Below are 15,856 nucleotides of genomic sequence, written 5' to 3'. Positions count from 1 at the left end.
TGGCGCTGCGCTTATCAGGCCTACAATTTGTGCTCAATTATGTAGCCCGGCGAATGCGGTGACGCCGGGAGTTTCCCGGAGTCGGCGTTGCCACGCCTCGTCCGGGCTACGGTTTTTGCTCGATTGTGTAGCCCGGCTTCACTGCGTGACGCCGGGGGTTTTTGTTATCCGTGGTTTGCCGTTGCGTCGTGATGCAGCAGTTCCTCCAGCGTCGGTTGCACGCCATCCAGCGTGATAAGTTGCGTCGGTTGGTACTTGCTGCCTTCGCCGTCACGGTCGATGGAGACCACGGTGTCGCCTGAAGCTGTGTGCTCAATAGATAAATATTGGCCGAGATCTTCAGATTTACCACTCCAGTCACTCAGTAGATGGCTGATATCTATATGATCCCCGTCACTAACTGAGAAATCAGTCCAGTGATTGTTATGTCCGTTGCCGCCGGTCGCGTCGTTGTTATCCAGTAAATTGAATATCACCGTGTCGCTACCGTGGCCCAGAGTGAAGGTATCGTCGTAAGCGCTGCTGACGGTGGTGTCAGCTTTGTCGCTGCCTTCAACATGTGGGTGGAGATCGATAGTCAGGCTGCCGTGGCTCAGCGTACCGTCCTGGGCTTTGAGGGTGTAGTCGAACTGCTCGCGCTGCGTCAGGTCGGCCACGCTCACCCCTTCACGCAGGGTATAGCTGTAGCTGCCGTCGGCATGCAGCGTCAGGGTGCCGTACAGCCCCTCAAGGCTCAGCGTTTTCCCACTGCCGACGACTTCACTGATTTGCTGACCACTCTCATTGCTCAGAGTGATGTTGCTCCACAGCGAGCCGACGGTGATTTCGGCGATTTGCCCTTCCACCGTCACGCCTGCGGTGGCGGCTTCTGGCGTCACCTCAACGCTGGTCTGAACCGTACTGAAATCGGTATTCAGCACGTGACCGGCGGTATCCAGCAGCACCACCTGGAACGGGCCGCTATGCGAGGCCGCGCCATCCAGCGCGATGCTGGCGGTAAGCGTGGTGCTATCGGTGGTCAGCGTACCGCTGGAGACAAGATTGCCCTGGGCATCAAGCAGGTGATAATCCGCTTTGCCGCTGGCGGTTGGCAGTGAAGCAAACTCCAGCACCAGCGCCGTATGGACCAGGGTTTCGGTGGCGGTGGCTGCAAGCGTTGCGCTTTGCGCCGCCGTGCGCATCAGCGTCGTTTCCTGCACCACGCTTTCGTCTGCCAGCAGCGCGCTGGTGGTCATCAGCGACTGCGCCGCAAAGGTCGTCGTTCCAGCCGATGGCAGCGAGATGGTCAACGTCGCCGTACTCACCGACGATCCGTTGCGGATCGCGTAGGTAAAGGTCTCCTGACCCAGCGCGGTCGCTGGCTGCCCGGTTTTCAGGGTGTAGGTGTAAACGCCCTGAGCGTTGATGACCAGGTTGCCGTACTGGCCGGCAATCGTGGTGTTGCCGGTGGCGGCAATCGCCACGCCGTTGACGTTGCTCACTACCGTGCCCGCCGGTGCCACATCAACGCCGCCGCTGGTGTTGCCCGCCCCGGTAATCACGTTACCGGTGACTGACTCAACCGCCGCCTGGAAGGTGTGGGTGACGTCGTTGCTGGTGGTCATGTTCGCAAAGGTAGCGACTGACAGCAGACCGTCCGCTTTCAGCAAGAACACATAGTGCCCGGAAGCCAGCGTAAAGTTCTGCGTGGTGTTGCCGACCAGCAATGGTGCCTTGATCCAGTCATTGATAAAGCTATTTTGCTCGTACTGCCCGGTGGTTGGGTTAAGTTTGTAAATGTACAGGTCGTAGGTAGCGCCTAGTGCGACTCCTGTGACGTTGCCGTTCAGCGTGAAGGTACGGGTTGCGCCGGTTGGGACGTCAAACTGCAACTGCCCGCCGGTACTGATATTGGCACCCAGAACGCTTCCCAGCGAGACGCTTGCCAGCACAAGTGAAGAGTTGCTCACCCCCGGCGTTGTCACATCAGCCGCCACCGGATCCACTTCCAGCGTCACCACATCGCTGTTGGCGTGCAGGTTCGGCAGGTTGAGGTCGATAGTCAGCGTCGCGTTACTGGTCGAACCGTTCGGGGCCTTAATCTGGTAAGTGAACACCTCTGGCCCGGTGATGCTCGACGGTGACACGCCCGCTTTCAGCGCATAGGAGTAGTCCCCTTGTGCGTTGATGGTGAGCGTACCGTAGGTGCCGTTAATTACCGTGTTACCGGTGGCGGCCACGCTGCTGAAGCTGGTAGACGACCCCAGGCTCACGCCGCTGACCACCGTGCCGTTTGGTGTGCTATCAATGCCGCCGCCGCCCACGCCGGTCATCACGTTACCGGTGGTGGTGCCGCTTGCGGTATCGACAAACACGCCGGTCGTCACATCGGATGTCACTTTAAGCTGGCTGCTGGTCAGTAACGACAGACCATCATCTGCCTTCAGGAACAGCGCATAGTCGCCCGCTGGCAGCGTGACGTTGCGCGTCGCGGAAACGTTGCCCAACAGCAGAACCCGCAGGAAATCGTCATAACGCTGGTACATGCTGTAGGTGCCGTCGCCGTTGGACTTGTAGATATACAAATCAAAGGTCGACAGCAGCGTCACCCCGCCCGCGCTAGCCTGCAAGGCGAGGGTACGCGATGCGCCTTCATCAACATGGAAGGTAGGCAACTGATTGGTCTGAATCAAATTGACCGTCAGCAGATCGCCGACGCCCAGATTGAGCACGTTGAGGTTTTGCGCGGTGGTGTTGGTTGGCGCGGTTACCTGCTGGATAGAAGTGGTCAACGTCAGCCCCGCCTCGTCGTTCACCGCCGTCAGTACCTGCGTACCGATGGTTGGATCGATAGTCAGGGTAAACGCCGGTGTCTTCGGCCCTTCGTTACCTGCCGCATCGCTGGCGCTGAAGGTGAAGCTGTGGAGCGTACTGGTCAGCGCTGCCGCTGGTGTCCACGTCCACTGGCCGTTGGCGCCTGCGGTCACCGTGGTGACCAGAATTCCTCCGTCGTAAATATTGACCGTGCTGTTAGCCTCCGCCACGCCGGTAAAGGTTGGGCGCGTGTCGTTGGTGATGCTTCCTGAGGTCAGGTTGCCCAGATCCGGCGCGACATCGTCGGTCACCAGCAGGCCGGTAATGGCCGCCGGTGCTGCGGTGTCGATGTTGAGGGTAAACACCGGCGATGTACCGCCGACGTTGCCTGCCGCATCGGTGGCGATAGCGGTGAAGGTGTGCAGCCCATCTGCCAGCGGCACCGTTGGTGTAAAGCTCCACACCCCGCCCGCGCCCGCAACGGTGGTACCCAGCACTTTGCTGCCATCGTAAACGGTGATGGTGGCCCCGACTTCGGACACGCCGCCAATGGTCGGCAGGTTATCGTTGCTGTTCCCGTTGTTGCCGATAGTGCCGGTGACCGGTGACACATCATCAGTCACCGTCAGCGCGCCGAGGGTCGCCGGAGCGACGGTATCCACCGTAATGGTGAAGTTCGGCGAGCGCGGCCCGGTGTTGCCGGCTTGGTCGGTGACGGTGGTGGAGAGCACATAGGTACCGTCCAGCAGAGCATTCGGCGTGAATGTCCATGCGCCGGTGCCATCTGCCTGAGCGGTGCCCAGTATCGCGTTACCGTTGTAGATGGTGACGGTACTGTTCGCTTCCGCCATGCCGTTGAGCGTCGGCGTATTGTCGTTGGTGGAACCGTTGTTGGCGACAAGGCCAATCACTGGCCCGACGTTGTCGGAGACCGTGATATTTGTCGCCGCCACCGGCGGGGTGGTGTCGATGGTCAGAGTGAACACCGGCGAACGGTCGCTGACGTTGCCTGCGGCATCGCTCACCGTGGTGCTGAAGCGGTGAATCCCGTCGTTCAGCGCGGCTGGCGTGTAGCTCCATGCGCCCAGACCATCGGCGACAACGCTACCAAGCAGGGTGTTACCGTCATAGATATTAACGATAGCATTCGGCTCAACCGTCCCGCGCAGCGTTGGCGTGTTGTCATCCGAGCGTGCACCGCTGGTCAGATCGCCCTGAGCCGCGCCGACGTTGTCGCTCACAATAGGTATCGCGCCGACCGTTGGGGTGACGGTATCCACCGTCAGGGTGAAGGCGGTGGTTGGCGCACTGAGATTACCTGCGGCGTCAGACACGCGCAGCGTCAGGCTATGCGGCCCGTCGCTCATGGCATCGGTCGGGGTGAACGACCAGCCGCCCAGCGCATTGACGGTGGTGCGACCCAGTTCAACGGTGCCATCCATGATGATAACCGTCGCGCCCGGCGTTGCGCCCAGTCCGGCAATGGTCGGTTTGTTGTCGTTGGTGGAATCCCCGCTCGCCAACAGACCGGTCACCGGTGAAACGTCATCGGTAACGGTGAAGGCCAGAATTGGCGGCGGCGCGGTGTTATCGACAGTGAAGCCAAACACCGGCGACGGTAGGCTGACGTTACCGGCAGCATCGGTTGCCGTCACGTACAGGCTGTGAGGCCCCGGCAGCAGATCCGTGGTGGTCTGGAAGGTCCATGCGCCGGTGGTGCCATCTGCGGTGACGGTGGTCAGAAGAACACCGTTATCGTAGATTTTCACCGTCGCGCCCGGTTCTACCGTACCGCTCAGCAGCGGCCTGAGATCGTCGGTCACGCCGCCGTTAGCCACTGGCCCGACAATTGTCCCCACATCGTCGGTCACGGTCATGACGCCCGGGGTAACAGGCGCAACGGTATCCACCGTGACGTTAAAGACCGGTGAACTAGCGCTAACGTTACCCGCCGCATCGGTGGCGGTGATGGACAGCGCGTGCGAGGTGTTGCCCAGCGCCAGCAGTGGCGTAAAGGCCCACGAACCGTCAGCCTGCGCCCGGGTGGTGCCCAGCAGCGTGGTGCCGTCGTAAACCGAGACCAGCGCGTTGGCTTCGACGCTGCCTGCCGCACCGGTGAGCACCGGACGAGTATCGTTAATGATGCTGCCAGAGGTGATGGCACCGGTCCCCGGCAAGACGTTATCGGTGACGGTAAAGGCCAGCGGCGTAGTCGGTACGACGGTGTCGATGGTCAGGCTAAAGGATGGTGACGCCTGGCTGACGTTGCCCGCCGCATCGGTGGCGGTGGCCGTCAGGGTATAGGTGCCGTCGCCCAGCAATGACGGTGCCAGGCTCCAGGTTCCGTCCGCTCCCGCCGTCGTTGTGCCGATCAATGTCGCGCCGTTGTACACATTAACGGTGCTATTGGCTTCGGCACGACCGCTGATAATCGGCGTGTTGTCGTTGGTAAATGCGCCGCTCGCCAGCGCCGGAGTTCCCACGTTGTTGGAAACCGACAGCGCCAGAATCGGCGTTGGTGCCACGGTATCGACGGTAAAGTTGAACGGTGTCGACGGATTGCTGATATTACCCGTGGCGTCGGTGGCGGTAATGGTCAGACTATGACCGCCGTTCAGCAGTGGGGAGGTGGTGACCGACCACGAACCGTCTGCCAGCGCCGTTGTGGTGCCAACCAGCAGCGCGCCGTCATAGATGCGGATGGTACTGCCCGCCTCAGCGCTGCCCGCCGCGCCGGTAAGCGTTGGCGTGGTGTCGTTGGTAAAGCCATTTTGACTGATTGGGCCGACGTTTGGCGCAACATCGTCGTTCACCGTAAAGGCGGTGACCTGATTTGGCGCGGTGGCGTCGACCGTCAGGGTAAAGTTAGTCCCCGGGCTGGCGTTGCCAGCCTGATCGACAACTTTGATAACGAAGTTATGCGGTCCATCGGTCAATGGCGTGGTTGGGGTGATAGTCCAAAGGCCGGTTGCGCCAAGCGTTGCGCGGCCAATTTCGGTTGTGCCTTCGGTGATGATAACGGTGCTGCCAATTTCCAGCAGCCCGGCTGAACCGCTGAAGGTCGGGGTTCTGTCGTTGGTGGTATCGCCGCTGGTCAGCGCGCCGATGCCTGGCGCCACATCATCGGTGACCACCAGAGCCGTCACGTCAACCGGCACCGTGGTATCGACGGTGAACTGGATAAGCGGAGTGATCCCCGTCAGCGGCAATGGGTTGTTGACGACGGCTGAAATAAGATGCACGCCATCGCCGAGCGTCCCGGTCGGTGTAAATGTCCAGTTACCGCTAGCATCAACGGTTGCTGTGCCAATAGGGGTGACAAGATTGGCATTGTCGTAGAAGGAAATAGTGCTCCCTGCCGGCGCTTTACCGCTAAAGGTCGGCTGATTGTCATCAGTGACCCCACCGCTGACGATAGGCCCTTGAATGGTTCCAACGTTGTCGTTGACCACCAGGTTGGAAATACCGCCGTTTAGCACGGTGGTATCAATGTCGAGCGTTACCCCAATGCTTGGTGGGCTTTCGTTACCTGCCGCATCCACGACGGTGGTGGTAAATACATGATCGCCGTCGCCCAGCGGGGCCGTAGGTCTGAACACCCACACCCCAAGTGCGCCCACGGTTGTGCTACCTATCAGAACACCATTATCGTAAATATTAACGGTCGACCCGACATCATTGGTCAAAGCCGCACTAGTAAAGTATGGGCGGTTGTTATCCCCGGTAACAGGTGTCAGACCCGTCGGATCACTTGTCACCAGCAGTACCGAAATAGCCGCTGGCGCCGTGCCGTCAATTTGCAGCACCTTATCATTCGAATCCACGCTGACGTTGCCTGCCGCGTCGGTTGCCGTGATATGGAAGGTATAGGTGTTATCCGCAAGCGACGGAGAAGTATAGCTCCACTGACCGGATGCATCGGCGGTGGTCGTGCCTACCGCTACCCCATTGCGGTAGATGGTCACCAGCGCATTGCCTTCCACCACGCCGCTAAGCGTTGGCGTCCGGTCGTTGGTCAGTCCGTTCGCCGGGATGGTGCCTTCATACAACGGCACGTTGTCGGAGGCGATAATATCCCCCGGTTTACCCGGATCAACCGTATCAACGGTCACGGAGAACGAGGTCGACGGGCCGCTGACGTTACCGGCTTTATCGGTGACGGTGGTGATAAAGTTATAGGTACCGTCCGCCAGCGTCGACGTTGGGAATGTCCAACTGCCGTCGGTTGCCGAGGCATCTACTGTCCCCAGCAGCGTGCTGCCGTTATAGATATTGACCTTGCTGCCATTCTCGGCTGTGCCGCTCAGCACCAGCGTATTGTCGTTGGTGAAGCCGCCTGCGATAAGTGGCCCCACGATTCCACCGGCGACGTTATCGGTCACCACCAGATCCGCCACCGGAGCCGGTGCCTGTGTATCGACGGTAAAGTTAAACGGCGGCGAGGCTGGCCCTTCGTTGCCTGCGGCGTCGGTCGCCGTGGCGGTGACGGTATGCTGCCCTTCATCAAGCGGCGTGGTTGGCGTAAAGGTCCAGTTGCCACCCGGAGTTGAAGCGGTCGCCGTGCCCAGCACCTTCACACCATCATAAATGGTGACGGTGCTGCCCGGATCCGCGACGCCGCTAAACGTTGGCGTGGTGTCGTTGGTGAAGCCTTCAGAATTAAACGGCCCACTTTGCGGATCCACGTTATCGGTGGCGCTAATCGGCCCGGCCTGCGCTGGAGCAACGGTGTCCACGGTCAGGGTAAAGGTTGGGTTGTCGGTGGACACATTGCCCGCCGCATCGGTCACTACCACCGTGAAGGTGTACTGCTTATTATCAAGATCATTATCTGGCTCAAGGCTCCACTGCCCGTTGCCATCGGCCTGCGTTTCCCCGATTTTGTTGTTAAGTTCATCATAGATCGTCACCACCGCATTGGCTTCCGCGTGGCCGCTGAAGGTCGGTTTGGCGTCGTTGGTCAGGGCGTTATTCGCCAGATTACCGGTATAAGCATCCACGTTATCGTTGACCAGCAGGCCGGTGACTGGATCAGGCGCGATGCTGTCGACGATAATCACATACGGTGGCGATGCGGTGCTTTGGTTGCCCGCCGCATCCTGCACGATGGTGGTAAAGCTGTGCGAACCCTGGGTCAGGTCGACCGTCGGGGTATAGCTCCACTCACCGGTACTACTGACCGGAATGGTGGCTATCCATTTGCCGTTATCAAACAGGATGACGCTGCTGTTATCTTCCGCCGTCCCGCTGATTGTCGGTTTGGTGTCGTTGGTCGCTTCGTTATTGTCGACGGTCGTGGTGTCTGGCAATACGTGGTCGGTGATCTTAATGGAGAGAATAGGATCCGGGTTAACGGTATCCACCGTCAGCGCAAAGGCTGGCGACGTCGCGGTGCTGACGTTGCCCGCTTTATCGGTCACGGTGGTAGTGATGCTGTAATTGCCGTCATCAAGCGTTGGGCTAAATGTCCAGATCCCGTTGTTATCCGCCACGGCGGTACCCAACACCTCGTTACCGTTGTTGTAGAAGATGATGGTGCTGCCCGCTTCGGCACGCCCGCTAAAGGTTGGCGTGTCGTCGTTGGTGCTGCCGCCGTTGGTAATAAGGCCGGTCACCGGTGCGACATCATCGCTGACCGTCAGGTTGGTCACATTGTCCGGTGCCACCGTGTCGATAATCAGGGTGAAGGCCGGCGTTGAGGCCGGGCCAACGTTACCGGCCGTATCGGTTGCCGTGGCGGTGAGGTTGTATTCGCCGTCAATCAGGTTGCCGTTCGGGGTAAAGGTCCAGATCCCGTCCGGCGTGGAAGCCACAGCGGTGCCGATAACCGTGGTGCCGTTATAAATCGTCACCGTGCTGCCCGGTTCAGCGGTACCGTTAAAGGTTGGCGTTGGATCGTTGGTGCTGCCGCCGCTAAGAACCGGCCCTGGGTTTGGCGAGACATTGTCGTCAATGGTGAAGGTCGGCGCGGTTAATGGTGCCGTTTTATCCACCACCAGCACAAACTCGGTCGAGATATCGCTGACGTTTCCGGCAAGGTCGGTCACCGTTGCCGTGATGCGGTAGGTCGCCTCCGGGAGTGGGGCGGATGGCGTGTAGCTCCAGGTGCCATCGTCGTTTGCCACGATGACCGCCAGCGGTGTGGTACTGCCCGCGTTATACAGCGTTACCGTAGCGCCCGCTTCTACCTTGCCGCTAAAGGTTGGCGTGGTGTCGTTGGTGCTGCCGCCGTTTGGCACGTTGCCAATCACCGGCGCGACGTTATCGGTCACTATCAGCGCGGTGATGGTGTCCGGTTTGGCGGTATCGACGGTAAAGCCGAAGGATGGAGAAGGCTGGCTGACGTTACCCGCCGAATCCGTTGCCGTGGCGGTCAGGCTGTAGTTACCGTCCGGCAGCGGCGTCGTTGGCTGGAAGCTCCAGACGCCATTGCCATCGGCCTGGCCGCTGCCAATCAGCGTTGCCCCGTTATAGACCTTGATGATGCTGTTTGGCTCGGCACCGCTGCCGCTAAGCGTCGGTGACGGATCGTTAATATCACTCCCGGCGGTGACGGTGCCGGTGCCCGGCAGCACGTTATCCGTAACGGTAATGGTGGTGAGCGTTGATGGGGCAGTCAGGTCGATAAAGACGTCGACTGAGGAGGCAACCACGCTGGTGTTGCCAGCGGCGTCGGTCGCCGTGGCGGTCAGCGTGTGCGAGCCTTCGCCAAGCGTTGGCAGGTCGACCGACCAGATCCCGCCAGCACCAGCAACGGTGGTGCCCAGCACGGTGGTGCCGTCGGTATCGTAAACAATAATTTTCGCGCCTTCTTCACTGACGCCGCTGAGCGTCGGCGTGGTGTCGTTGGTGCGGGCACCATCTGCCAGCAGCGTGCCGTCGGCGGAGACGGTCAGGTTGGTCATAATTGGCGCGGTGGTATCGACGGTGAAGCTAAAGCCCGGGGAGGCAGTGCTGACGTTGCCTGCCTGGTCGGTCGCCGTCGCGGTGAGGGTGTAATCCGCATCCGCCAGCGGCGAGGTGGGTTTCACGCTCCAGTGACCGTCGCTGTCCGCCAGGGTGGTGGCAATCAGCGTCGAGCCGTTATAGATATTGATGGTGCTATAGGCCTCGGCGGTGCCGCTGAGGGTTGGTGACTTATCGTTAATCTCAGTCCCGGCGGTGATTGCTCCCAGGTTCGGTTCGCGGGTGTCGGTCACGGTGATCGCATCGATCGGCTGCGGTGGCGTCAGATCGATAACCACCACCGTCGGTTGCGACGGTGCGCTGACGTTACCCAGCTCATCGGTGGAGGTCGCGGTGATGGTGTGTGAACCTTCGCTGATAGGCGCAATAGCTACCGACCATTCTCCGGTTGGGCCCGCCTGTACGGTGCCCAGTACCGTGATGCCATCGGTGTCATAAATGGTGACGGTGGCGTTCGGTTCGGTGGTGCCGCTGAGCGTTAAGGTGGTGTCTTTGGTGCTGGTGCCCGGCTCCACGACCCCGGTGTCGGCGGTCACGGTAATCGCGCCAATCACCGCTGGTGGGGTGGTGTCGATGGTCAGAGTAAAGTCAGGCGAGTGCGGACTGGTGTTCCCCGCCGCATCGGTGACCGTGGTTGAGAGACTGTGCGAACCATCGCCCAGCGGAGGCGTTGGCGTGAACGACCATGCGCCGGTGCCGTCTGCCTGGGTGGTACCCAGCACTTTGCTGCCGTCGTAAATGGTGATGATCGCATTGGCTTCCGCCTGGCCACTTAAGGTTGGCGTATTGTCGTTGGTGCTGTCGCCGTTAGTCAGCGGACCGACGCCCGGCGCTTTATCGTCAAACACCACAAGGCCGGTGACGACGGATGGAATACTAGCGTCAATCTCCAGCACAAACGGTGGTGAAATCTGGCTGGTGTTGCCCGCCGCATCGACCACCGCCGTGGTTATCTGATGCGTACCGTCAAGGAGCGGTGAGCCTGGGATAAAGCCCCACTGGCCGTCGCTGCCCACCGTCGTTGTACCAATCAGTACGCCATTGTCGTAAATATTCACCGTCGTGCCCGGTTCAGCGGTGCCGCTGATGATAGGCGTGCTGTCATTGGTGGCGTCGCCGCTTGCCAGCTGGCCGATAACAGGGCTGCTGTCATCGACGATGGTCAGATTGCCGACCGGGTCGGGAGCGGTGGTATCAATGTCAAGCACATACGGCTGCGAAGGTGGCGACAAAGTACCAAAATTGTTCAGTACAAAGGTAAAGCTGTGGTTTCCCTCAGATAATGAACTGCCCGGTTGCCAGGACCAGTTGCCTCCTGGAATAGTAACAACCACCGACCCGACCAGAACCCCTTTATCATAGATATCAACGGTGCTGCCGAGAGTGTAGCCCGTTGACGTGCCAAAGAAGTTCGGCTGGTTATCGTTGGTTGTCCCGCCGTTCTGAATTATTCCCGTCACCGGGGACACATCATCAACAACAAGCGTCACCGTGACCGCTTCCGCAGGCGGCACAATTAGCAGAGTAAACGGCGGTGATGCTGGGCTAACGTTACCCGCGGCATCCGTCACCGTGGTAGTAAAGCTGTGTGACCCGCCGTTTAGCGGCGCATCAGGCGTGAATTCCCACTTACCGCTACCGTCGACCTGTACGGTTCCGAGCAGTGTTCCACCGTCATAAATGCTGACGGTTGTCCCTGCCTCAGCGCTACCACTAAAGGTTGGCGTAGCATCATCGGTGAGTGAACCGTTGATTAATTCGCCTTGCTGGATGCCAACATTATCCATGACTTGCAAATCGCCCACGGCGGCCGGCGCAACGGTATCGACAATAATCTCCAGCGGTGCCGTTGGCGCACTGGCGTTGCCCGCCGCATCGACCGCTACGGCGGTCAGGCTGTGTGGGCCGTCGGTCAGCGGTGTGCTCAGCTCCAGACCCCAGTTTCCTTTCGCATCGGCGGTGACGCGTGCAATCTCCGTTTCGCCGTCGTAGATAATGACCTGCGCCCCGGCTTCCGCTTTACCGCTCAGAATCGGCGTGTTGTCGTTGGTGGCTTCGCCCGACACAATGGTGCCGACGTTAGGATCTTTGTTATCGGTGGCAATAAACATCGTCACCGCATCCGGTGCCGTACCGTCGACGACCAGGACGTAACCCGGTGAAGCGGCGCTGACGTTACCCGCCGCATCGGTCACCGTGGTGGTGATGGTATGGCTGCCGTCGCCAAGCGGCGCGGTCGGGATAAAGCCCCATTGCCCGTCGGTGCCTGCTTTGACCGTACCGATAACGTTACTGCCGTCATAAATCGTGACCGTGCTCCCCGGCTCGGCGGTGCCGCTGATAATCGGGGTCGTGTCGTTGGTCAGGCCGCCGTTGGCAATCAGCCCCACGCTCGGTGCTTTATCATCGACAATCACGATATTGGCTGCCGCATCCGGGGCGGCGGTATCGACCGTCACCACGAATGGCGCAGACGGTGCCGATGGGCCGCTACCATTATCGACGGTGAAGGTGATGCTGTGCGAGCCTTCGCCCAGCGCGGTGCCTGGGGTGTAGCTCCAGTTTCCGCTGCCATCCACGCTAACCGTCGCGATCGGTTGACCGTTGTCGTAGACCGTCAGCGTGCTGTTTGGCGCAGCGTTACCGCTAAAGGTCGGCGTGTTGTCATTGGTGCTGGCGCCGTTGGCAAGCGGCCCTTGAACCGGATCGACGTTGTCGTTAACCACCAGTCCGCTGATTGGCCCGGCGATAGGGGTAATGTTCAGGGTAAACGGCGGGGAAGATGGGCTGACGTTACCCGCCGCATCGCTGACCACCGTGGTGAACTGATGCTGACCTTCACTGAGCGGCGCGCCCGGGGTGAAGCTCCAGCGTCCGCTTGAGTCAGTGGTGGCCTGGCCCAGCAGAGTGCTGCCGTCGTAAATGCTGACGGTGCTGTTTGGTTCGGCGCGGCCTGCGAACGATGGCGTGGTGTCATCGGTGGTGCTGCCGCTGGTCAGTTTGCCCTGTACCGGGCCCACATCGTCAGTCACCGTAATGTTAAACGCCCCAATCGGTGATGCGGTGTCGACGCTAAAGACCAGTTCCGGCGTCGGCTGGCTGGCGTTGCCCGCGGCATCGACCACCACGGCGGTCAGGCCGTGCGGCCCGTCGCCTAACGGCGTGGTCAGCTCCAGCCCCCAGTTACCGTTCGCGTCGGTGGTGGTATGGGCAATTTCGACGCCTTTGTCGTAAATAATGATGGTGCTGCCAGGTTCTGCCTGTCCGCTAAGCAGCGGCGTGCTGTCGTTGGTGGATTCACCGGCGATAATGGTGCCCACCACCGGATTGCGGTTGTCGGTGGCGATAAACCCGGTGACCGGATCTGGTGCGACGGTATCGACAATCAGCACAAAGCCTGCGGATGGTGCGCTGATGTTACCCGCACCATCGGTCACGGTGGTGGTGAGATTGTGAGTGCCATCGTTGAGCGCGACGCCCGGGGTGATGCCCCATTTTCCGTCGGCGCCGACGACCGCCGTGCCGATGGCGACGCCGCCATCATAGAGGGTCACCGTGCTGCCCGGCTCGGCGGTGCCGCTAATGATTGGCGTGCCGTCGTTGGTGGCGTCACCGCTTTTCAGTTGACCGATCTCAGGCGCGAGATCGTCTACTACCGTTAAATTCCCCGTCGGATTTGGCGCCGTAGTATCCACGGTCAGTTCAAACGGTTCAGTCTGCGGGCCGCCATTCGCTGAGAACGTAAAGCTATGAGAACCTTCACCCAGCGGTTGAGTCGGGGTAAATTGCCAGCTGCCGAGCGGATCGATAACGGTAACCGTCCCTATCGCTACGCCATTATCGTACACCGTGATGATAGCGAGAGGCGGAGCCTTGCCGCTAAACGTCGGCGTGTCATCGTTGGTCATCGCCCCGTTCGCCAGCGTGCCGGTAATCGGCGCAACGTCATCGGTGGCCGTAATGTCGGAGATGAGGTTGAAAGGCGGCGTAATAGTCAGATCGAAGCCCGGCGATGGGTCGCTAACGTTACCCGCCGCGTCCGTCACCGTGGTGGTGAAGGTGTGATCGCCGCTTGCCAGCGGCGCGTCTGGCGTAAAGCTCCAGCTACCGTCCGGCGCGGTGGTCACCGTGCCGAGCAGCGTGGTGCCGTCGTAGATGCTGACGGTGACGCCGCCTTCGGTACTTCCGGCAGCGCCGCTAAAGGTAGGGGTGGAATCATCGGTGGTCGACCCGTTGCCAAGCAGGCCTTGCTGGGCGCCGACGTCATCGGTAACGTCAAATTCCGCCATCGCGGTTGGCGTCACGGTATCCACCGTGAAGTTTAGCGCGCCGGTGCTTGGCCCTACGTTCCCGGCGGCATCGGTGGCATTTGCGGTCAGGCTGTGCGCACCCTCACCGAGTACGGTCGTCAGTTCCAGACCCCAGTTGCCGTTAGCATCGGCGACGGTGGTGCCGATAAGCGTAGTACCGTCGTAAATATTCACCGTACTGCCCGCTTCAGCCTTACCGCTGAGGACCGGCGTGTTGTCATTGGTGGTCTGGCCTTCCGTGATGGTGCCTAATACCGGCGCGTGGTTATCGGTGGCAACCAGCAGGGTAATGGCATCAGGAGCGTGGGTATCAATCGTCACCACAAATGTTGCGCTCTTGGCGCTGGTGAAGCCGCCAAAGCTAACGGTGGTCGCGAACTGGTGTACGCCATCGGACAAGGCATCCGGCGTAAAGCTCCATGCGCCCGTAGCGTCGGCTTTGACGGTGCCTAAGATGGTATCGCCATCGTAAATGGTGACCGTGGAGTTCGCGAGCGCGGTGCCTTTAAAGGTTGGGGTGCTGTCGTTGGTCACGCCACCCGAGGCGATAGCACCGACAATCGGTGCCACGTCATCGGTGATAACGAGGTTTAGAACGTTGTCCACTTCGGTGATGTCGGAGTCGCTGTCGGCATCGGCGTCAGCGTCGGAATCGGAGTCCGCATCGGCGTCGGAGTCGCTGTCGGCGTCGGCATCAGCGTCGGAATCTGAGTCAGCATCGGCGTCGGAGTCGCTGTCTGCGTCGGCATCCGCGTCGGAATCGGAGTCCGCATCGGCATCGGAGTCGCTGTCGGCGTCGGCATCAGCGTCGGAATCGGAGTCCGCATCGGCGTCGGCGTCGCTGTCTGCATCGGCATCAGCGTCGGAATCGGAGTCCGCATCGGCATCGGCGTCGCTGTCTGCATCGGCATCGGCGTCGCTGTCTGCATCGGCATCCGCGTCGGAATCGGAGTCCGCATCGGCGTCAGCGTCGCTGTCCGCATCTGCGTCAGCATCCGCGTCCGCGTCACCTTCCTGGTGGTGATGACCGCCACCGCCGCCGCCAGAGGCCAGCGCAATACCGCCGCCAATTGCCGCGAGGCCCAGAGCGCCCAGCACCCAAGGTGCGGCGCCTTCGCTGTGGCCCTCGTTTAATAGCAGGACATCAATATCAGCCAGCGGCTTAAAGTGCAGCCCGGCTTCGGGATCTTGCACCCACCACAGCGCCCCATTTTGATCTTCAAAGACCAGTTCACTGCCGTGGCCTTCGGCATCGACCACAAAATAGTTCTGTATCGTAACTTTTTCACCGTTATGCAAGGTGATGATCAGGTCGTTTCCTGAACGGTTCAGCGCGGCGATATCCTGCGGGCTAATTTGTAATTTTACGATGCTAGGCGCAACCACGCTTGCAGCGGCACCTGTCACATTGGAGGTAGCGGCGCCGCTCCGGGCAGTAATTGAAATATTAGCCATATGAAGAACCTCGTCACAAAGCAGAGATGAATTGGTTGCTGTGCACAACCTCGAAATATATCCCGGTGAAAAACAGACGAAACAAGCTATGACGACATATCGCGCGGACGCGAAAATATCACCAGTAACAAAAAAATGTATAAAATCAATTAAATGTAATTATATTCAGGTGCGTAATGATTACCCTTGTTAACTATTCTACGCTAAGCGAATTACGCTTGCGTAGAAATTGTAGAAGGAATCATTAACTTAGCCCTCGCTTTATAAAGCGAATATATAAATAAGCTTTATAAGGTTAATTTTTATTTGTCATTAATTAACGGGTGGTAAAA

The 15,856-nt window shown here is 59.8% G+C and carries 1 protein-coding gene; it reads right to left on the bottom strand.

Annotated elements, in window-relative coordinates:
• Window positions 1-164: 164 nt before the first annotated feature.
• Window positions 165-15,524: a BapA/Bap/LapF family large adhesin gene (locus ACIPDS_RS15770; protein ID WP_400737695.1), complete on the bottom strand. Its 15,360-nt coding sequence runs from the start codon at window positions 15,522-15,524 to the stop codon at window positions 165-167.
• Window positions 15,525-15,856 lie beyond the last annotated feature (332 nt).

The organism is Kluyvera sp. NPDC087067 (assembly GCF_044745165.1).
GTDB lineage: Bacteria > Pseudomonadota > Gammaproteobacteria > Enterobacterales > Enterobacteriaceae > Kluyvera.
Note: the sequence above shows the minus strand (reverse complement) of the source record. Positions and strands in the feature narration are given on the sequence as shown.